The sequence below is a fragment of the Phaeobacter sp. G2 genome, assembly GCA_025163595.1.
In the GTDB taxonomy this organism is placed as follows: Bacteria; Pseudomonadota; Alphaproteobacteria; order Rhodobacterales; family Rhodobacteraceae; genus Pseudophaeobacter.
The window spans coordinates 2517945-2537806 of record CP104100.1; the positions used below are offsets into that span (position 1 = coordinate 2517945).

Consider the following 19862-nt stretch of genomic DNA (forward strand, 5'->3'; position numbering starts at 1 on the left):
GGTGAAACGGGACGCACTAAAACAACACAACAGACGTCTCAGGAGGACAGGCTATGGTGGATGTTACGATCGTATACTGGCGCGATATCCCCGCGCAGGTCATTGTGGGCAAGGGGCGCCGCGGTTCAAAGCGCCAATTGGAAGAACGGTTTGAACAGGCAATTGACCGGGCTGCGATGAAGGTCAACGCCAAAGACAGCGATGCCTACCTGGCAGAATGGCGCAAAGCAGCGCCCTATGCCCTGGAAGGTGATGCTGGCGAGGTTGCCGAGGCTGAGGCCAAACGTCTGGAAGCGGAATACGATCAGGATCGTCTTAAGACCCTGATTGCAAATGACGGATGGGCGTGAGCCTGACACCACTATGGGAGGCCGTGATGGCTTTGTTGAACTTCAAAAAACGCGACCCTGGCGCCGACCAGCCCGTCAGCCCTGAAATGGAGGCCTTTCTCAAGGGGTATTCCATCGAAGTAATGCCGCGCACAGCCACCAAGGTTGAGGATTTCCGCGCCCTGTTGCCTGCGGGAACCCGTGTCTATATCGCCCATATCGATGGCACGCCCATTGAGGACATGGTTGCCACCGCCAAACGCATTGCCGAAGAAGGCTTTGATGTCATGCCGCATTTCCCGGCGCGCATCATCAAGGATGAGGCCACCCTGGCTGACTGGATCTCCCGTTACCAGGGCGAAGCTGGCGTCAAGCAGGCGCTATTGCTGGCCGGCGGCGTTGCCGAGCCAAAAGGCGATTTCCATTCCTCGATGCAGCTGTTGGAAACCGGGTTGTTTGACAAGGCGGGCTTTACCCATCTGAACGTCGCGGGCCACCCGGAACCCAACCTCGACATTGATCCCAAAGGCGGTCGTGCAAACACCTATGCGGCGCTGGACTGGAAACAGGAATTCTCCAAGCGTACCGACGCCGAGATGGCCCTGGCCACACAGTTCTGCTTTGAAGCACAGCCGGTCATTGACTGGGTCAATGAGCTGAGCGCGCGGGGCATGAACTTGCCGGTGCATATTGGCATCGCCGGTCCTGCCAAGCTGCAGACCATGATCAAATTTGCCATCGCATGCGGCGTCGGTCCCTCATTGAAAGTGCTGCAAAAGCGCGCCAAAGATGTTACCAAGCTGCTGCTGCCCCATGAACCCGGTGAAGTTTTGGCGGATCTGGCTGCCCACAAGGCCGCCAACCCGGATTTCAACATCACCAAAGTTCACTTTTTCCCACTTGGCGGCATCAAGACCAACGCCACCTGGGCCATCAACAACGGCGGCGCATCTGCGCAGCCCGTCAACCCGCAAGGATAAACAATGACCCGTACGGTTATCGAATCTAAAACAAAAACAGCCGTTATGGGCTTTGACGAGCCCTTCTGTGTTATTGGCGAGCGGATCAATCCCACCGGGCGCAAAAAACTGGCAGCAGAACTGGAAGCCGGTGATTTCTCCACGGTTGAAAAAGATGCTGTGGCGCAGGTACTGGCTGGCGCAACCGTGCTCGATATCAATGCGGGTGTTGTCTATAACTCCAACCCCAACCCCAATGAGACAGAGCCGCCACTGATGCGGAAGATCGTTGAACTGGTTCAAGGGCTTGTTGACGTTCCTTTGTGCATCGACTCCTCGGTGCCTGGCGCGCTGGAGGCCGGTCTTGAGGTCTGCGAAGGTCGCCCGCTGCTGAACTCTGTCACCGGCGAAGAAGAGCGCCTGGAACAGATCCTGCCGCTGGTCAAGAAATACAACGTTCCTGTTGTGGCGATCTCCAACGATGACACCGGGATTTCTGAGGATCCCGATGTACGTTTTGAGGTGGCAAAAAAGATCGTGCAGCGCGCTGCCGACTTTGGCATTCCCGCCCATGACATCGTGGTTGACCCGCTGGTGATGCCAATTGGCGCCATGGGGACTGCCGGCCTGCAGGTTTTTGCTCTGGTGCGGCGCTTGCGCGAAGAGCTGGGGGTTAACACCACCTGTGGTGCCTCCAACATCTCCTTTGGCCTGCCAAACCGTCACGGCATCAACAATGCCTTCCTGCCCATGGCGATGGGTGCGGGCATGACCTCGGCGATTATGAATCCTGTAGGCCTGCCCGTGACGCAAAAAGCTCTGGCAGCCAAAAAAGAAGAAGTCGCCGCCGCTGGCATCATTCTGCCCGAAGACATGGATGATGAAACCTTTGTCACCATGTTTGGCCTGGGCTCGATGAAGCCCCGCGCAGGCAAGGAAATGGAAGCCATCCGCGCCGCCAACTTCCTGACCAACAATGACCCACACGGTGGCGAATGGATCAAGTTTAACAAGGCGCCTCTGAAAGAGGGTGAAGAAAGCCGCGGTCGCGGTGGTCGTGGTGGCGGGCGTCGCCGCCGGGGCTAAGCCATGCCAGCTGCCTAGCGACATTGGAACCAACAAATGAGGCCGGGGAAACCCGGCCTTTTCTTTTGAGCCTTGCGAGGGCGAGCCAGCAGAAAGAGTGAGCGCAGATCTGCCAACAAGAGACAAGAGTAACAGGGCGACTGAGATAATTCAGCCCGGTCGGACGACTGAACCAAACAGAGCAAATTACTTGGAAGAGATCTCAGACAGCATAAACACCAAAACCACCTTCTTTTTATGGTGTTAAAGGCGGTTTTCACATGCAGGGAAAATGGCCGAGAGACAGGGATTCGAACCCTGGGAACCCGTGAAGGCTCAACGGTTTTCGAGACCGTTTTCCGATTATGCTGGTGCATCAAAGGCTTTATTTTATTGGGTTTTCGACGATCCAGATGCGCGGCATCGGCATTCTCGGCGGGGCAGGGCGGCATAGTTGGACGGCATAGCTCCCATTACGAATGAAAGGCCTGAGATTGCCAACGGCTGGTGTTCGTCGACCTTTCACGTGAAAACAGTCGGACAAGCGGCGGAGTGAGAGCTTGGGTCGCATGGCTATCGGCTCATATTCGCCGAACGGACCATGATTCAATTCTAAGCAATACTCTTCGATAGCCATCGGCGGCATGGCCCAAACAATGCATCGTGGCTTTGAGCGCGTCCGTTCGCGGTTCATCATGACAATAACCGCAAACAACCTCGCAATACTGCTCCGGCTCCTGCCCGCGCGGCTCGGTTGTGGCGCGCAAGCCGAGCGCGCCCAGCCCCGCCGAAAACACGTCCATTTGTTGAAACCTTACAGGTGGCGTTCATAACTGTTGTGTGATGGCTTAAGCTTGTCGCATACTTATAGCTAAGCTACACTTGCCGTGCGGCCCCGTCAGAGCGTGGTCCGTGGAGCATACCTTCTAATATACGGCGCGGCGAGCAGAATGAATAAAACCACTGAATCATTTCGTTTTATTGATCTATTTGCCGGAATCGGCGGCCTCCGGATCGGTTTTGAATCAATCGGAGGAGTATGTGTATTTACCTCCGAGTGGAACAAATACTCACAAGAAACCTATAGGGCAAATTTCCCGGACGACGACCACAAAATCGAAGGGGACATCACAGCGATCAGTGAAGAAGACATCCCGGCACACGACTTGTTACTCGCGGGCTTTCCATGCCAGCCCTTTTCAATCGCTGGGGTATCAAAGAAGAATGCCTTGGGAAGAGCCCATGGTTTTGCCGACGAAACACAAGGCACGCTATTTTTCGATGTCGTACGCATTCTGAGGCACCATAAACCGAAGGCATTTCTACTCGAGAACGTGAAAAACCTTCTGAGCCATGACAAGGGAAATACGATGCGTGTGATTTTGCATGCATTGGATGAACTCGACTACGATGTCGACTATCGAGTCATTGATGCCCAGAGTTGGGTTCCTCAACATCGGCAACGAATTTTCATTTCTGGTTTCCGTAGAGACTTTCCGACCAACTTTACGATGGAAGATGTAGAGATCCCCGAAGGCCGCAAACCCATTCTCAAAGATATCCTTCATCCTGAAGATGGATCTGAAATCGCAGAATCCCCTTTTACGGTTGGCTCGCTTGCGGAAGTGTCTGAAAAATATACTTTGACCCCCAAACTCTGGGATTATCTTCAGAGATACGCTGCAAAGCACAAAGCTGCGGGCAATGGATTTGGTTTCGGCTTGAGAGGGCCTGCTGATGTCGCCAGAACGCTGTCCGCAAGGTATCACAAGGACGGTTCAGAAATCCTGATTGAGCAGGATGGAGACATTCCGAGGCGCTTGACCCCTCGGGAGTGCTCACGTTTGATGGGGTTTGACAGACCAGGCAATAATCGGCCCTGGATCATTCCCGTTTCGGATACCCAAGCTTACCGCCAATTTGGGAACGCAGTTGCCGCTCCAGTCGCCATAGCGATCGCGAATGCCTTGGAGCCGTGGCTTACGAACACGGTTGCTATCAGGCCAAGAAAGAGTAGTCGTGCATAACACACGGCACCCGATGAGCCGATCAGAGATGATGTCGCGGATCGGGCCCAAGGACACAAAGCCTGAACTTGTCGTCAGGCGCGCACTTCACGCCTGTGGATATCGTTTTCGACTTCACCGAAAGGAACTCCCGGGAAAACCCGATCTTGTGTTGAGCAAGTACCGGTCAGCGATTTTTGTCCACGGGTGCTTTTGGCATGCGCATGAAGGCTGCCGATATTTCAAGTTGCCCAAGACACGGCGTGAATTCTGGGAAGGGAAGCTTCTCTCCAACCGAAAGCGCGATCAGACTGCAGCTCAAAGTCTTATTGATAGCGGCTGGCGTGTTCTGGTTATTTGGGAATGTGCAACTCGCGAAACTCCGGTTGAGAAACTTGTCGACCGCATCTCCGAGTGGTTGCAGTCCCGTGAAAAATTTGCAGAAATATCTTCTGACAAATGGCGGGCAAGTCATTCAATAACAAATCAGAACACAAAAAAGAGTGATTGACATGAGCAACGAACTGATTAACGAACCAGACGCCCCGAGGCTGATCAACGGTCTACGGGATACAGGCTATGACTTCCGGACAGCTTCGGCTGACATCATAGACAATTCAGTAGCTGCAGGCGCTCAGGAAATCAATGTTCGCATCGATTTGATGCAGGACGGACGAAAACTTGTCTATTTCGGCGATGATGGTTCCGGTATGGATGCCGGTGGTGTATTCAAGGCGATGCGCTACGGGGCCCCCGAGCGTGAAAATCCTGAAAGCCTTGGCAAGTTTGGCCTCGGATTGAAGACGGCCTCGAGTTCCGTCTGCCGCCAATTCACACTGATCTCAAGAAACTCACCCGATGATGGTCTGAGTAAGCTTTCCTGGGACCTTGATCATGTCGAATCATCGAGAATCTGGGAAATGAGCAGGGAGCCGGTGACAGTCGATGAGGAAGAAGCCTTCGAAGAGCTGTGTGGGGAAGGAAGTGGTACACTCGTCGTTTGGTCAAAATGCGACAGGATCCTCTCAAAGAACTATGACGAACCCGGTGGTGCGAAGGAAAAAGCTGCAATTGGCCGTCTCTCTGCGGGATTGCAGAAACACGTAGGTGAGATCTATCACCGTTTTCTGGATCAAGCCGATACCCGAGAGCGGAATATCACGATTTCTGTGGATGGCGCCAATGTCGAGCCATGGGATCCGTTTTTCCGGGTACGCTCGGAACAGGTCCTTGCCGAGAAACAACAGGCAATGGAGGTTCAGGTCGAAGACGGGAGTGCACACAATGCTTCGGTCGCAGCATGGATTCTCCCCCACCGCGACGACCTGAACGACGACGAAAAGACCCAAGCCCGCATAACCAACAGGGGCCAGGGCTTCTACATCTACAGGGAAGGCCGATTGATCAGTAGCGGTGGATGGCTCAGCGTTTTCGGCGGTCTCGATCCACATATGTCGTTGCTACGAATTGAATTTGATTTTGGACATGAACTGGATGAAGCGTTTCACATCGACGTGAAGAAATCCCGCGTTCTTTTTGACCCGGCCCTTTCCGAATACCTCGAAAAGCTTCTTGGACCAGCGCGCCGGGAAGCAAACCTTCGATACCGAAAGAAAGCCCAGAAAGCCGCAGCGAAAGCCAAGGTCGATCATACGTCTGCGAACCGCACGGTAGAGGGCACGAAAAACACGCGGCAAGCAACGATAGAGGGAGCGGATCCGGACACGCAAAGCGCAGTGATCTCGAACAATCGAGGACCGAAGATCAAAATTCGCCAGAAGGTTGAAAACAATGTCGAACCTGGCAGTCTCTATATTGAAGCTGTTGACACGATCACATCAGGAGACCTGTGGGAACCCAGCTATAGGAGCTCAGGGGCCGAGGGACATGTTGGCGCAGTATTGTTGAACAAGCACCACGACTACTACCAAAAAATCTACCTTCGAGCAGCGAACAGCGGCTATTCCGTACAGGGAATGGATCTTCTGCTCTGGGCCTTCACTGCAGCCGAGCAGAACAATACCAACGCAGAACTGGATCCGATCTTTTCAGATATTCGCGAAGAGATTTCCTCAAACTTGAGAAAGCTTTTGCGCGACGTGACCACACCGAACGGTGACGACATTGAGAACGAATAGAGTTTTCAAATGCTGAAAGAATATTCAGACCTGATTGCATCTGAGTTGAGCGAAGGTACGGGTGCGTCTGTCGCTTTGAGCATCGTGGCCTCTGGCATGCGGTCGGGTTTGGATATTTGGTTCCAAGATTTGCAAAAACGACAGGGGCCGATTGTCGAACTCCGCCCTCACGGTCTGAAAGCTCATCAGGTGCAACTTCGGTTCGGGAATTTCTCAAGGCAGATTTTGAAGCAAATCTCCGAAGCTCCTGCGGAAGACATCCAGCTGGCACGATCCCTCCTGACCAGCATCAGAGTTGACGCCAACGTGGAAATTCTTGGTCAGAGCCTTGAATGTTGGACGGTTGATGATGGCAGTTTCACGATAACAGCCACCCTCAGACATGAGACCACGGCAGGGGGCAGTGATGCGATCGTCGCTACATGCCAGGAAGTTATTGTGCCCCTTATGGCTGCAATGGCGGAATTGATTGGCTACGACGAAATAGTCCCTGAGGACACGCAAGGAGAATTGGAGGGAGCTCTTACCCTCGCGCTTGTTCGAAAGCGAGAGAGAAACCCGAGAAACAGGCTCCTGTGCCTCAGAGTGCACGGCCACAAGTGCTTTTGCTGCGGGTTTAAACCGCAATTCAAATATGGGGCTTCGGGCAAAATTCTCGAGGTACACCACCTGCAACCAGTATCTCAGTTGTCCGAGGAGAAGCGCTACGATCCAAACACGGACCTTGTTCCTCTTTGCCCGAATTGCCACCGAGCAGTCCATACACGGCGCCTCACGCCATATTCAATCGAAGAACTGACGAGTATGATGGAAACGAATGCGCACTGATGTGAATTCACTTCCCGAAAAATATGTTGATCTTCCGGATACTCTCCCAGAGGGCATTCGTTTGAGTGATCGTGTCCTTGATCCAGTGGTCATCATCGACAAGGAAGATGGGAAACTCGTCGCAAAAATGGCCGGGCGCCGAACAGTAAAAGGTAAAGAAAAACTGATACTTGCGTTCGGCAATGAATTCGACTGGGTTCTTGATGACAAGACCATTCGCCCGTTGCCTCATGATGCTTTGGAGTTGCTGAGAGCTTCCATGGACGTGGATCATGACGGAAGTGTTGGATACGGAGAGCTCCGCCAGCACATCGCCTCATCGGATGGTTCCTTGAGCATCCAACTCACCGATGCAGCGGGGCAATCGGGATCGGAATCCGCTTCCCGATATCCAGACGTGCTGAAAATGCCCGGCTTAAATGCTGAATTGTACCCTTACCAAGCCAAAGGCGTAGCCTGGATGTGGGAAACCGTCCAAGCTCACGGAGGATTGATCCTCGCAGACGAAATGGGCCTTGGGAAAACTCTGCAAATCATTGCTCTGCTCGTGAAGGAGCCCCCTCCAGAGCATTCACCGGCTTTGATCATATGCCCTACCAGCCTTATTGCGAACTGGGTCCGAGAAATCGAAAGATTTGCACCCTCCCTGTCGACCCTCGTTCACCGCGGCGCCTATCGAACAGGTGTGTTCACCGGCCTGCAGAGTGCTCAGGTAGTTATCACCACGTATGACACGATGGTGAACGACGTCGCGATTTTTTCCGCATTTGAATGGTCTTGGGTAATTTGTGACGAGGCTCAGGCTATCAAGAACCCGGCCTCCGGCCGGAGGAATTGCGTTGCGACCATTCCTCGCGCCCGGACTGTTCCCATGACAGGGACTCCTGTCGAAAATAGCCTTGTGGACCTATGGTCACTGGCCGACTTCGCCATTCCCGGTCTTCTCGGCACATTGTCTGATTTTGAGGCCAATTTCCCTGATGGGATCGAGACGGCGGCAGAAGTCGCAAAAATCGTCGAACCGGTCATGCTGAAACGTCGTATCGCAGACGTAGCCGACGATCTTCCAGAGCGTATAGATATCGAGATGCCTCTGGAAATGGAGAGTGCTCTCGTTGAGCATTACAACGCGGTACGGGAAGCCACTCTGGAGAAATATCCAGTCGCCGGGGCGCTCGTCGCCACCCTGCAGCTGCAGTTGGTGTGTGCACACCCTTGGCTACGTGCATCCGGCACCGATGTCACTGACACCGACACCGAAAATGCCAACATCGTTGAAGTTGTAGATCTTCCGCTGATCAACACCAAGATGGAGCAAACAGTCCGATTGATCCGAGAGGCTTTCGCGACAGGCCGGAAAGTCTTGGTTTTCGCCCTGTTCAATCGTCTCGGGGATTTGCTTCAGCAAGCGGCTCCCGACCTTTCTGACGCCTATTGGGGAGCAATCAACGGAGGAACACCGCAAGCAGACCGACAAGACATAATCGATGAATTCTCTGCCGAGGAGGGCCCGGCCATTTTGGTGTTGAACCCGAAGGCTGCCGGAGCAGGCTTGAACATCACTGCCGCGACCGTCGTCATTCACATGACACCAGTCTGGAACCCTGCTTTGGAAGCTCAGGCAAGCGCAAGGGCACACCGAAGAGGGCAGACACTGCCGGTCACTATTTACCACCTTTATTACGAGGATACTGTCGAAAGGATTATGCTTGATCGATCGGCCTGGAAAAACAAAATGGGCAACGAGATAACCCCGGTGTCTACAAGAGATGATGAAGACTTGAAGAATGCACTGAACATCAGGCCGCAATTACCATGACGAAAAAGACTTACAGAAAAACCCTGAGCGCCAATGATGCCGGCGAGACGAAGAGCCACCAATCCGGAATGCTCATTCCCAAGGCGGACCACGAGTTCAGGGCATTCCTCGGAGAACTGGATCCCGCAACAAAAAACCCTCGGAGAACGATATCTTGTCTTGATGAACACGGTGAGGAGGTTGATTTGCAGTTTGTTTATTACAACAACAAACTCCACGACGAAAAAGGCACCCGAAATGAGTTCAGGCTTACCTGTTTGACCGGGTATCTGCGACGGTCTGGGGCAAAATCCGGTGACGAATTGGAGCTTTCCAAGGACGAAGGCCAGAATTTATTCAATTTACGGCTTATAACAAATTCTCACTCTGACGCAGTCACGGGTGAGACATCCAATCGAATTGTGCTGAGAGGATGGAGAAGAATTCATTGAATTTTATTCAGGACACGGAGCAAGGATTGCTCAAAGACAAACCTCACCAACTGGCCATTCCAACGCGAATGAGCCATCGACACCTTCATTTGTCGCCCGGAACGAGCACTCTGCTCGAAAGCCATGGTTACTTTGTTCTCGAAGATCTCGAGAGCGCACTTTCCTCCGCCACTTTACAACAAGAGGCAAAGGAAGCGCTCCTTGCCAACTTACTTAGACTTGTTTCCTGTGTCCATGGAGCCAGTGTAGACTGGATTGAATACTACGAGGGGTGCGATGACGGGTTCCATGAACTTTTTTTTGTTTGTCCTGAATTCGCCGGTATTAACTCGGAGAACCCACTGTTTGCGGTCAACAGAAAGTCATTCGGAAACGCTGGTGTAATGTTTGAAAGGGAGGGCTTGAATAGTTTTGGAGAATTGCTTGATGCACTTAGGATCGGCATATCACCACTCCCTTCTGGTTTGGGAGCCAAGAAGTTGGCGGCATTCTGGAAGCAGCTTCTTTCTTTGGCAAAGGATGTTCGCTCAGACAGTTCCGTCCTGTCTCGTCTCGCTGCGTTGCATCCACTGGTGTCCAGGCATCCTAAGGGCGCCCCCTCACAGGAAGAACCTGAAATTACTTTGGTTCTCAGTGAACAGGCTCGGAGACTGACAATCGGGTGCCTTCACCTTGGGCCAAAAACCAAGAAACTTATGGAGAGCGGTCTGGAAACCATTGGAGATCTTGCCTCAGCCCCGCAGTCAGCACTTTTGGATATTCCCAGCATGGGAAAGACAACCACCAACCGGATTGATCGGGCTTTGACGGCGCTTGCTGAATCCCAAAACCCGGATGGATCGATCGACTGGGAAGCTTACTGCGAGGGAATGGACGTTGGACTGTTCCCTGAAGAACCTCAAAAAGGCAGCTTCTCCCAAATCCTTGCCGACCTCCCTGCGGTTCTAAAAAGCGTCTTTGAGATCTGCGAAAGCGAAGAGGATGGTATCATTCTCGTAAACAGGGTCATGGCTCCGCCCAAGGAAAGGCTGAGCCTTGAGGCGGTCAGCGATCTTTTCGTTGAAAAGGTGACAAGGGAAAGGGTTAGACAAAAAGAAGCTAAAATCCTAACACGTCTGGCCAACGCACTGATCCATGATGACTACGCAAATGCGTCCTACAGATTCCGCCCGGAGTTTTCAGAACCATGGAAAGCTGCCGCTGAGTACTTTTCAGAATCGGATGACGACATTTCCTTCATTGATTTTGTCAACGGTCTTGAAAAGGCGTGGTCCGTACCGAGGCGTGATTTTGCATCCGCCCTGCCTCTTGTAACTGCGATTGTTACTGGAGAGCTTGCGGCCGGGAAGGAGTTTCAGTCATCGGTCCTCTTTGACACTACCCCGTTCAAAAAGGGCGATCACCCGGTCGTTGAGCTCCCCTTGAAGCTACTTCAGGTACACAAATCGGCAGCGGCACTTCAAGAACAGGGCTATGCGACTGTTGGTGAGTTTCTAACTGCGATAAAGAGTGGAACCCTATCTGCTTCAGACAACTCGCACACCCGCCGTGTGTATGACAGCATTCGGATGCTGGCCAAGTGCACCTATCCTGATGGGCTGGTCGATTGGTGGAAATATACGGATTTGGTGGAAGTGGCCTTGCTTCCGATATTCGATGTAAATGATCCGCTGTGCTTCCTCGAAAGTATAATTCCGACAACCGCTTCCGTTTTGGACTCTCGGAAAATTTCGGCGCATGCAGCGGATGTCTTCACCCGGCGCTCTTCCGTTGCACTGTTGGACAGGCCAACCACCGAGGCTCTTGCTTTAGACTTGGGCAGTTACGGCTCATCGATCAAACGCATAGAAACGGATCTGTTGAGCTTTCTGAGGGATGTGTACATTGGCCAGAACCTTTCAATATCCACGGTGCACCTCAGTGCTGCATTCCTGATGCACTGGGCTTTTGTCGCTGAGTGCTTTGAAATGGCCGATGGTGACACAAGCTTCGCCTCAGACTTGTTGGCTACCGGATGGAAAATCGAAAAAGAACAAATCTCGCCGTATCTGCCTGCCATTGTTGCTATCGTAACCGGATACCCAATGGGCAGGCTTGGTCGGTACACCAAACTGTGGTCGGCCGATGCTCAGACAGCCAAGCACGACATTCGGGGTTTCCCAGACATTCAGGAGGAAGAAGACGTCGAGGACTTCGCTCCGCAGAGAATTCTCCTTCGAGGCTTTCGAAGAAGCCACTGAAAGCCGAGGTATCACCGAGAACCGGCTGTGTCTCTTCCGAAATCTCGCCGAAAATACCGGGGCAGTTCTCAGTGACAATCAACATGTCGAGCCTATGCCGGGGGCTTCAGATCATGATCAAAGGCTTTCTGCACATTTCCTGCGAGAAAGCCTCTGACAATCTCAACAAACCTGCCCTCGAGGTCAGCGTCATTACCAAACTGGGCGATTTGTGCATTTAGGTCAGCAATCACCACATCTTTGGCCGCAGACTGTTTTGTAAGATCATGGTTCTTTTCCTCCTGGGCTGCGTGTGATACCTCATGCTCGACGATCTGTGCTTCGAGATCCAGTATACGGCGGCGGAATACGCGCAGATCGGCTTCGAGTTCTGCCTCTCGTTTTTGGCTTTCCATGCTCAATTGATCAAATTGCACGGCAAGCACAGTCGTCACGGCACTCGCAACCTCGTTGCCGACGCCGACCGCCGCATCCTTCGCCGAGGCAGGGAGCTTAGCCTCCAGCAACCTTGCCTTTTCTTCGGCTCTGACGCGGGAAATGCGTTGGACCTCGGCATCGAGGATGGTCACGTCAATGCCGGGCGAAACGCCGAGTTCTTCGTGCATGACTTCTTTCACAGAGGCTCCGTCGGCGACATCACCACGAGCTTCGACCCGATCGATTGCGTCCTCCACCTGTTCTGCAGTATATTTCCGAGGGCGGCCGCCTTTGTTTTTTGCTGACACTGATTTTCCTTTCCTGTGTGGTTTCTGAAAAGGTTTCGGAAACTTTATTTCGGAAACCTAACGCCGGGGCGATACAAGTAAGATCGGTTCATTTGCGGTGGCACAAAAACTCCATGCGCTGAAAATTTCATTATTTTTATGGTGGGGCCAAGCGGGCGGCGAAGCCGGGCCACAAGCATGATGCCTGCGACAGGGCTCGACTACTTGGCGCGAAGACAACTGCAGGCGTGGCGCGCCCACCGTGAGCATCCCGGAACAACTCGATGCGCGTCATCGGCCATGAATATCTCGTAGCAATGCGACCGATCAGGTTCAGGACGTCGATCGTCTTTCGACCCCGCCGAAATTCCTTGGCGGCGTTCACGCTGGTGAAATCTTCTGATAAATCGGCTGCAAGGCCGACGGCCGAAACTCGGGTCCCGCAGACCGGACGACCCATGGTTGCACGCAGGGCACGATCCATACGAAGATACCCTGTAAGATCCGATTCATCTTCAAGGTCGCGATAAAGGGCGTCGAGAGTGGTTAGTTTTGAGATCGGAAGATTAAGCAGCGGCATGCTGGACAGAACAACAACGCGCTTGGGCTGGTCGGGCGATACAAGGCGGAGCCGTGCGATCGCTTGCAGGGTCCCACACTCACGAGTCTGTCGCAGGACTGCCTCAACCCGCCGGTCTGGATGTGATCGAACCTTTGCTGCCCGCAAGGAGCCGTCTTGCCATATCCGGGCAGTCTCCTGCTCTGGAAGTGGACCGCCTGTGAATTGCCTAAGCGGTTCTTCGGTATCACAAAACAGGCTACGGGCTTGCTTCTCGATATCGTGGATTCCGGGTTGTAGGCGACCCACGATCACAATGGTCTGATAGCGCTCGTAATCATTGACACCAAGCATCTTCGGGCCGAACCAGCGCGGCGTTGCGCCGATCAGATCCCGCCGAAGATCGTCATCAAGGTTGTCACCCACCGGCTGCCCAGCATCTTCGTGAAGCCTTGTGAGTACTGACTTTGTCGCCACCACGAGGACGCCGCTGCCATCGGCTCGGGCGACTTCACGGTCGATGATCGCGAGGATCTTTGCTCTGCGAACTGTGCCAGCCAAAGTATCGAGCAACCAGCTGTCAGACAATGTTCGATCGGAGATCTGGACGACCTGGGCTTGTGGCCTGGTTTCAATCTTCACGAAATCGGTTCCTGGCGCTAACCTTTCTGCAATCGTCTCATCTGCATCCGCGTCGATCATGAGAAGCGGCGCGTCGCGCTTGATTTTTGTGACCCTATATACCCGGATGATCTGTCGCATCCCGGATGAGCATGGTTGATCCTCAAGAGTCAGCCTGTTCGGTCAGAGCGCCTCCTCCGAGGCGAGTAAGTCGAACAACGCCTGCCTCTTTCGTGACGCAAACAGCGCAAACCGATCATACCTTTTGACCATAAACTCAACCCGCGCGATGCTGTCCTGCGGCATGATATCGAGATTTTCTCTGGATGCGGTTTCTCCTTTTGAAAGCAATTCAAGTTTGTCTTTGTTGACCCCAAGGGACATGAGAAGGTTCCGAACATCCGATCCATTTTGCAGCGCCGTGACGATGCCAGTTTTCGCGATAAGCAGATCAGAGAAAAGTTCACGCGGGTAACCTGGTTCCGGTGCGCGCAGGAATTCTTCGACGAAGATATCTGTGGACGAGCAGAGGATTGGCCATACTTTTTCATCGATGATCCGGAACGCCGTGGGCGTATCGCGATCGACGGGAGTGTAGGCCTCAAGGTAGCTATGCGACAGAAAATGAATCTTCGGGCCTAAAGCGTCTTTCTGCAAGAGATACGGGCAGTCAAATGCGCATGGAGCCTCGACTAATTGGCCTCCCCGTTGCACGCGGCAAAGTGCTTGTGTCACGGATGGGACGAGGTTGGTTATGGCCTCGACAAGATCGGGGCGCTCGCACATCGGTTTTCCAGATATCGGGTTGGAAGCGAGACGCCCGCGGATGACGGAAATCGGCAGGGCACCGTCAAGTTCTTGCAAATCTGCCGCAGCGCGTTCAGCGAGAGCCAAAGTCGGCACATAGACAAGTATGTGGCCCCGGTTGAGTAAAGCCCGGCCATGCTTTGCCAGCAAGCGCAGGGCCGTACTCGTCTTGCCGACACCCGCGCTGACCTTGAGCGTCAGTGCCGGACAGTCCTCGCCATCTGTAATTTCACCTTCCGTGGCGTTGCGAACAAATGCCTCCATTCGGGTTTGCAATTCACGCCGTGCCAGCGACGGCTCCTGCCATGCCGGAATGCCGTGATCGGCGGGAAAGTGATGTGTCTGCTTCATTTGATATCCTTCTGTTGGGAAGGATATTGTCCCCAGCATAGTCGCTTCAAAATGCAATCTGTCGCGACATCCGATGCGGTGTCGGACCAGCAATGGTGGGGGCGCTCAATTGATATATTTTGATAGGATACCCCCACCATTGCTTCAATTTTGAATGAGCAGTCCCGGTGACTAATTCCATTTCATCACAACAAGGGAGAATAACATGCTGACTGTCGAAGATACCGCGGAACATTTTGCTCTGACGGCAGGGACGATCCGAAACCAGATCAAAACTGGCAAGCTACGCGCTCAGCGCATCAATCGACAATATCGACTTGCCTGGGAAGATGTCTGGGCATGCGAGAAGGGGCCTATGCCCAAGGGGCAACGCCTTGCACGATACCGTAAGCCTTTGATGAGCAAATTGAGTGTCGCCAAGAAGCTACGGTATAGCGTTAAGAGCATCGAACGAATGATTGCGGATGGCCTTCCAACTCGGAACGTATTCGGCAGTGTGCGCGTCAATCCCGACGACGCCCGCGATTGGATAAATGCAAATCTCGAATTCGACCTTGCAGAAGATTGGTATATCTAAAGTCCCTATCATTCGCACAGATAGCATATTGGATTTTCGGACACGAGCGACACTACACTGTCAGCCGCACATACATCCCCAAACATAAATCGGCGTTATGTTGGTGGGCGTGAATGCAAAAAGCAAAAAAATCGCGACAGGATGTGCAAAACGCTCCTCCGGGCACGATCTCCAAATTCCTGAAACCACAATGAAATGAAGAGGCCCTTGCGCCGCGCCTTTCTTTGCGAAGGCGTCGCGCAGTTGCCTCGCGATGAGGAGATCAAAAATGAATATGCATACAACGGCTTCGATTTGCCAGGCAAAGGAATATTGGTTGGGTGAGGTTCTGAGTTGGGCAGAGGCCAACGATGAATCCTACGACGCAATCCGCGAACTCAACAAAATTCCGGCACGGATGAACATGATCGACGATGATATCGGTCTGATACCGGCCGACTTGGTTCACTTTGACAAGATAATCGCGCCGACATCTTACGGCGGCGTTTCAAAGTCGAAGTATCCGGAAAAAGCCCGCCGACGTGGTAATTCCCGCGTTCGAGCATTGCTGGTTCGATTTTACGAGGCCCATGCAATGGTCACGCCACAGATTGGGCGCGAAGACTGGGATCGCGTGATCGCCTTGGTCGCAGATAATGAAGGCTTCACTGCCAGCGGCACGTTCTTTACGACGGGCAGGCACAAGTCGCTGTTCTCTCTTCGCGCGCGTTGCCGGACCAACCCTCTCGGCCTTACCCAACAAGAGATAGACCGCGTTGCCGGGGAAGCTACTCCGGAGATTAGGAAGTCGATTATCAAGGGAATAAAGCTGATCAATCAGCTCATCACCTTGCAAAATGTTCTTCCCGAGGTTCGCGAACTTTTGCCGTCTGTTGGCTTCAAGGTACCCGGCTCACCGGATCGCGCGCGTCGAATTCTATGGTCGTGGCTTCCCGAAACTCTGCGTGCAAATATTGAAGACGTGTTCCAGCAGACACTTGCCAAACCGGAGGACCGGGCGGCGAAGGTCAAGGAACGCCTCGAGGCGGGGGAGGCTCCTGAGGCTGTCCTGGCCGAGGTCAACGCATATGCTAAGGTTCGTCGCAGAAAGATCAAAAATCCAACCGCAGCCCTTTCGGGTTATCGCAATGCGGTGACGTGGCTTTGGCGCGCGGTTGATGATCGCGGCAGGTCCGGAGCCGCGACGACCCTGGCTGACCTCATGACACGGGAGAATCTGGAGGCTGTCTGCGAAGACCAAATCCGGCGGTCGACAAGCTCACTGACACTGAAGGATCCGAAACTATCGCAGACGCTAAACGGCCGCCTGACAAACCTGCGGACGGTTGCAGGCCATGGTCTGTGCCGCCCGGATATGGTCGCACTCATCGACCTGATGAAAATCAGCTATTGGGAATACATCGTGACGCCAAAGCAGATGACTGAGGATGCCGAACATACCTGCAAGGTCTTGCGCGACAACCCACATGTTGCCGCTAAATTTGTGCGCGGGCCTTATGTACTCGCCGACCAGGCGACGGCGGATATTGAACGCGCCAAGGCAAACTCGGATGAGGACGCCGAGGACCGTGCATTGCGCCTTTATGCGACGGCCGCAATGCAAGCGATCCAACTGTCTCGGCCGCTGCGAACCTCCAACATTATCAGGGTGCGCCATCGGGGCGTCCTTGGCGTTCCCGGCAACATTGTTTGGATCCGGGACAGAAAGAAGGCTGAAATCACGTTTCTGCCCGGAGAAATCAAGAATGACATCAAGGTGGTTATCACTGTCTTGGACAATGATGCCGAGATCCTCTGGAAATGGCAAAATGAACTGCGTGCCCGCTTTGTTGAGTTGAGAGAAATTCCAGACAGCCCGTATCTTTTTCCAGGGAAGGCGTCGCCCCGCCTTGTAAAAGACAAGCTATCTCTTCCAGCAGGCTGCGTTTCGCCTTCAACGATGGCCGAAATGTGGGCGCTTGGGGATGCTCAACTCGGACTCGGGCTGACGCCTCATCAATGCCGCCATGCGGTCGCCACGCTCGTCCTTGCCTTGGAGCCGGGCAATTACGCAAAGGCGGCTTCAATTCTCGGGGATACCGAAGACACCGTCAGAAAGCACTATGGATGTGACAGCGGTCAAGCCGCCGCAGCAGAGGTGCGTCAGGCGCTCCTCGCGCATCACCCCGATATATTCAAAAAAATGAAAAGGAAACTTGCCAAATGACACGGAGGAAAACCATCGAGGAACACCTTGCTCCGGTTCCGGCCTCTATCCGGCACGACATGATCGAGAACCGTGAAAGTCTCGCGCCAGGCGCGGCTGCCGTTATCGGGCGCTTCTTTTCTATCGTAAAGGTGCGCCATGAGCTGATCGAAGCCCCGGGAGCAGAAAGCTTCCGGGCCGCTACGTCCTCCGAGAGCACGCTTGGGACGCTGCTACGGACCCTCGACCGGTACGCGCCCGATGTCTCAACGGCGGCGGCCCGCCAGGTGCGGGCGGAATGGTATTCGCGGCGTTCAGGCAAGGCCCCCGACCAATCGCAAAGCGCGCCTTCCGAGGAAGTGCTCATCGCATCATGGCCACCATCCTGGCAGGCCATGTATCCTTTTCTCCGTCAGGCCCGGATCAAGGGCTCTTCCAGAAAGCGATATGTCGCTTCCATCTCCCGCTGCGCCCAGATCGTCAATGCGGGCGGCGCGCAGGAATGCCTGACATTCTATACCGCATATTGCCTCGGAGAGGCTTTCAAGGCCGGAGAGGCGGACATCAGGCCGGTTACGATCGCAAATTACCTCGAGGGTCTGATTGCTCTCGGCAAAGTTGGCGGCGTCAGTGCGGAGGATCTCGATGGCATGCGTTACATGCGTGAGGCATTCCGAGATGAGGCGAAATTAGGTGAGAAGCTGAAGGTCGCTCGGATCAACGATCTGATGAGAAAGGGCGGATTTGATTACATTACCGAAGTCATCGGTGATTTGCTTTTAGAAGCCGATCTGCTGCCGGATCATTCAGCGCGCAAGGAACTGCTGCTGCAGACTGTCGCGTGCTGTGCTGTTGACATGAACAAACCCGCAAGGACCGGCGACATGTCACGTTGGTCCATAGGCAGTGATCTGCGGCGTGAGAGGGATGGGTCTTGGCATCTCGTGTGGAACCAGGGAAAGACCGGTCGGACAACAGAGGCCGGGGAACTCTGGCCTGAGATCGGTGAAGTCCTTGATGAGCTCATTCTGTGCGGTCGGCCAAGCAGATTGATCCACATGCGTTACCGAGAGCTCGTCGGCAAGAACTGGCTGACACTGTCCGATGCTGCCAAGTCTGAAAAATGGCCGAGTGAACGGGTCAAGACTGCAATCGGGGTACCTTCGCACGATCTGCGGACCCTCGCCGCTGACTACATGCGCAGGCACGATCCGGAGATTGCCGCGCGGGTCATCGCGACACATCTCGACCACGGGACGCTTGAAGCCGGCGATGAATACTCAATTGAGTGCAAAAGCGAGGCCGCAGTCCTTGCTTGGCAGAAAGATCGGAAGAAAATCGCACAGGCAGTGTAGCAACAAGAACGATCATCCTCGATCTTTAGTTTGCCTGACTTCCAGGACAAAAGGTGTCGATGATATGCCTACTGGGTAAAATGACACCGTCCTTAGCAATCCCCGCTGTTGTTTCAGTTTCTCTCAACCATCTCTCCATCCCAGCCTGGCTATCGCTGCGGGTCTAAAATGACACAAATCGGTGAAGGACCGTAGAGAACGGCTTACAGAAAATCTTGCATAAACATGAAAAATTAGATCGGACAGCATTCTTGTCGGCCGCGCCCCTTCTTGCGAGAGCGCGGCAGACAAAAATGCAGTGCCTCAGAAGAGATAAAGAAACTCGCCGGCCGTGAAACTCTCTGCTGCTACCTGAACACCGGCGAAACCACCCCGAAAATCAAAAGGAGGCTCTCCCGGGGTCTTGATCGCCATGATGGGCGGCGCAACTAAGAGGTATCCGATGTCTATTCAATCAGTTCTGTTCCGCACTGCGGGCGGTGACCGCGCGCTCGAACTAACCAAAGATTTTTTCCGTGAACACGGTGACGCAATGCTGAACGCCGCTGCAATGCTCGGCGGGCCGGCCGCGCATCGTCGCTGCCTGCGGCTCTACTCGAATATCGCCGAAAGCGCGGTGCTCTCCAAAGCACTCAAGCATGAGCTTATCTGGCTACACAGGTTGCTCATGCTGGATTTTGTCGGGGATCCAGAGCGTGAGGAAACCGCGTTTTTCATGGCGGTGGAGCTTCTGGACCCAAGTGTCGATGAGGTCTGTCTCGTGGCTGACCGGCTCTTCGACCTGCTCGTCGCAATTGCCGATGAGCATCCGACCTGCGACGTCGTTCAACGCGAGATATTTGATCTCTCTGCGGCATGATCCTTCCGTCGGCCATCCGGCCGACGCCT

16 protein-coding genes and 1 pseudogene are annotated in these 19862 nt (G+C 53.8%); 14 read left to right on the forward strand and 3 right to left on the reverse strand.

Annotated elements, in window-relative coordinates; genetic code table 11:
* Window positions 1–53 precede the first annotated feature (53 nt).
* From N1037_12005 to N1037_12050, 10 genes and pseudogenes are all read left to right on the forward strand, one after another.
* The gene (locus tag N1037_12005; protein UWS78013.1) at window positions 54–350 is read left to right on the forward strand and encodes a virulence factor; all 297 of its coding nucleotides are present in this window, start codon (window positions 54–56) and stop codon (window positions 348–350) included.
* 26 nt (window positions 351–376) lie between these two features.
* Window positions 377–1309 carry a methylenetetrahydrofolate reductase gene (locus tag N1037_12010; GenBank protein UWS78014.1) on the forward strand — a complete coding sequence of 311 codons (933 nt, stop codon included), beginning with the start codon at window positions 377–379 and terminating at the stop codon, window positions 1307–1309.
* A gap of 3 nt (window positions 1310–1312) precedes the next feature.
* The gene (locus N1037_12015; GenBank protein ID UWS78015.1) at window positions 1313–2374 is read left to right on the forward strand and encodes a methyltetrahydrofolate cobalamin methyltransferase; all 1062 of its coding nucleotides are present in this window, start codon (window positions 1313–1315) and stop codon (window positions 2372–2374) included.
* A 947-nt stretch (window positions 2375–3321) separates the two neighbouring features.
* Window positions 3322–4380, forward strand: a pseudogene (dcm, locus tag N1037_12020) (DNA (cytosine-5-)-methyltransferase).
* A gap of 13 nt (window positions 4381–4393) precedes the next feature.
* Window positions 4394–4870, forward strand: coding sequence for a very short patch repair endonuclease (locus tag N1037_12025; GenBank protein ID UWS78016.1), 477 nt, complete (start codon window positions 4394–4396; stop codon window positions 4868–4870).
* A 1-nt stretch (window position 4871) separates the two neighbouring features.
* Window positions 4872–6497, forward strand: coding sequence for an ATP-binding protein (locus N1037_12030; protein UWS78017.1), 1626 nt, complete (start codon window positions 4872–4874; stop codon window positions 6495–6497).
* Window positions 6498–6506: 9 nt separating this feature from the next.
* Window positions 6507–7325, forward strand: coding sequence for an HNH endonuclease (locus tag N1037_12035; protein UWS78018.1), 819 nt, complete (start codon window positions 6507–6509; stop codon window positions 7323–7325).
* Window positions 7315–9144: a DEAD/DEAH box helicase gene (locus N1037_12040; protein ID UWS78019.1), complete on the forward strand. Its 1830-nt coding sequence runs from the start codon at window positions 7315–7317 to the stop codon at window positions 9142–9144. Before N1037_12035 ends, N1037_12040 begins: the two co-directional genes overlap by 11 nt.
* A complete protein-coding gene (locus N1037_12045) occupies window positions 9141–9575 on the forward strand; it encodes a restriction endonuclease (protein ID UWS78020.1) in 435 nt (144 codons plus the stop codon). The genes N1037_12040 and N1037_12045 overlap by 4 nt, the downstream gene beginning before the upstream one ends.
* Complete coding sequence (locus N1037_12050) at window positions 9572–11815, forward strand: helix-hairpin-helix domain-containing protein (GenBank protein UWS78021.1); 2244 nt, start codon at window positions 9572–9574, stop codon at window positions 11813–11815. The genes N1037_12045 and N1037_12050 overlap by 4 nt, the downstream gene beginning before the upstream one ends.
* A gap of 92 nt (window positions 11816–11907) precedes the next feature.
* On the opposite strand, the gene N1037_12055 is transcribed toward N1037_12050, so the two are convergent.
* From N1037_12055 to N1037_12065, 3 genes are all read right to left on the reverse strand, one after another.
* Window positions 11908–12540 carry a hypothetical protein gene (locus N1037_12055; protein UWS78022.1) on the reverse strand — a complete coding sequence of 211 codons (633 nt, stop codon included), beginning with the start codon at window positions 12538–12540 and terminating at the stop codon, window positions 11908–11910.
* A gap of 136 nt (window positions 12541–12676) precedes the next feature.
* Window positions 12677–13840, reverse strand: coding sequence for a hypothetical protein (locus N1037_12060; protein UWS78023.1), 1164 nt, complete (start codon window positions 13838–13840; stop codon window positions 12677–12679).
* Between the two features lie 42 nt (window positions 13841–13882).
* Window positions 13883–14857 (reverse strand): hypothetical protein, encoded by a 975-nt coding sequence (locus tag N1037_12065; GenBank protein UWS78024.1) that lies wholly within the window; start codon window positions 14855–14857, stop codon window positions 13883–13885.
* 205 nt (window positions 14858–15062) lie between these two features.
* On the opposite strand from N1037_12065, the gene N1037_12070 reads away from it, so the two are divergent.
* The 4 genes from N1037_12070 to N1037_12085 all read left to right on the forward strand — a co-directional run bounded on the left by N1037_12070 (window position 15063) and on the right by N1037_12085 (window position 19833).
* The gene (locus N1037_12070) at window positions 15063–15434 is read left to right on the forward strand and encodes a helix-turn-helix domain-containing protein (GenBank protein ID UWS78025.1); all 372 of its coding nucleotides are present in this window, start codon (window positions 15063–15065) and stop codon (window positions 15432–15434) included.
* Window positions 15435–15702: 268 nt separating this feature from the next.
* Entirely contained in the window at window positions 15703–17640 is a 1938-nt protein-coding gene (locus N1037_12075; GenBank protein ID UWS78026.1) for a site-specific integrase, read from the forward strand.
* A complete protein-coding gene (locus N1037_12080; GenBank protein UWS78027.1) occupies window positions 17637–18974 on the forward strand; it encodes a hypothetical protein in 1338 nt (445 codons plus the stop codon). The genes N1037_12075 and N1037_12080 overlap by 4 nt, the downstream gene beginning before the upstream one ends.
* A gap of 442 nt (window positions 18975–19416) precedes the next feature.
* Complete coding sequence (locus N1037_12085) at window positions 19417–19833, forward strand: hypothetical protein (protein UWS78028.1); 417 nt, start codon at window positions 19417–19419, stop codon at window positions 19831–19833.
* The last annotated feature ends 29 nt before the right edge of the window (window positions 19834–19862 follow it).

Coding starts and splice junctions, on each gene's coding strand:
- N1037_12040 (UWS78019.1), top strand. CDS start 7,315: ATGCGCACTGATGTGAATTCACTTCCCGAAAAATATGTTGATCTTCCG.
- N1037_12080 (UWS78027.1), top strand. CDS start 17,637: ATGACACGGAGGAAAACCATCGAGGAACACCTTGCTCCGGTTCCGGCC.
- N1037_12030 (UWS78017.1), top strand. CDS start 4,872: ATGAGCAACGAACTGATTAACGAACCAGACGCCCCGAGGCTGATCAAC.
- N1037_12005 (UWS78013.1), top strand. CDS start 54: ATGGTGGATGTTACGATCGTATACTGGCGCGATATCCCCGCGCAGGTC.
- N1037_12035 (UWS78018.1), top strand. CDS start 6,507: ATGCTGAAAGAATATTCAGACCTGATTGCATCTGAGTTGAGCGAAGGT.
- N1037_12075 (UWS78026.1), top strand. CDS start 15,703: ATGAATATGCATACAACGGCTTCGATTTGCCAGGCAAAGGAATATTGG.
- N1037_12045 (UWS78020.1), top strand. CDS start 9,141: ATGACGAAAAAGACTTACAGAAAAACCCTGAGCGCCAATGATGCCGGC.
- N1037_12065 (UWS78024.1), bottom strand. CDS start 14,857: ATGAAGCAGACACATCACTTTCCCGCCGATCACGGCATTCCGGCATGG.
- N1037_12060 (UWS78023.1), bottom strand. CDS start 13,840: ATGCGACAGATCATCCGGGTATATAGGGTCACAAAAATCAAGCGCGAC.
- N1037_12025 (UWS78016.1), top strand. CDS start 4,394: ATGAGCCGATCAGAGATGATGTCGCGGATCGGGCCCAAGGACACAAAG.
- N1037_12085 (UWS78028.1), top strand. CDS start 19,417: ATGTCTATTCAATCAGTTCTGTTCCGCACTGCGGGCGGTGACCGCGCG.
- N1037_12015 (UWS78015.1), top strand. CDS start 1,313: ATGACCCGTACGGTTATCGAATCTAAAACAAAAACAGCCGTTATGGGC.
- N1037_12010 (UWS78014.1), top strand. CDS start 377: ATGGCTTTGTTGAACTTCAAAAAACGCGACCCTGGCGCCGACCAGCCC.
- N1037_12070 (UWS78025.1), top strand. CDS start 15,063: ATGCTGACTGTCGAAGATACCGCGGAACATTTTGCTCTGACGGCAGGG.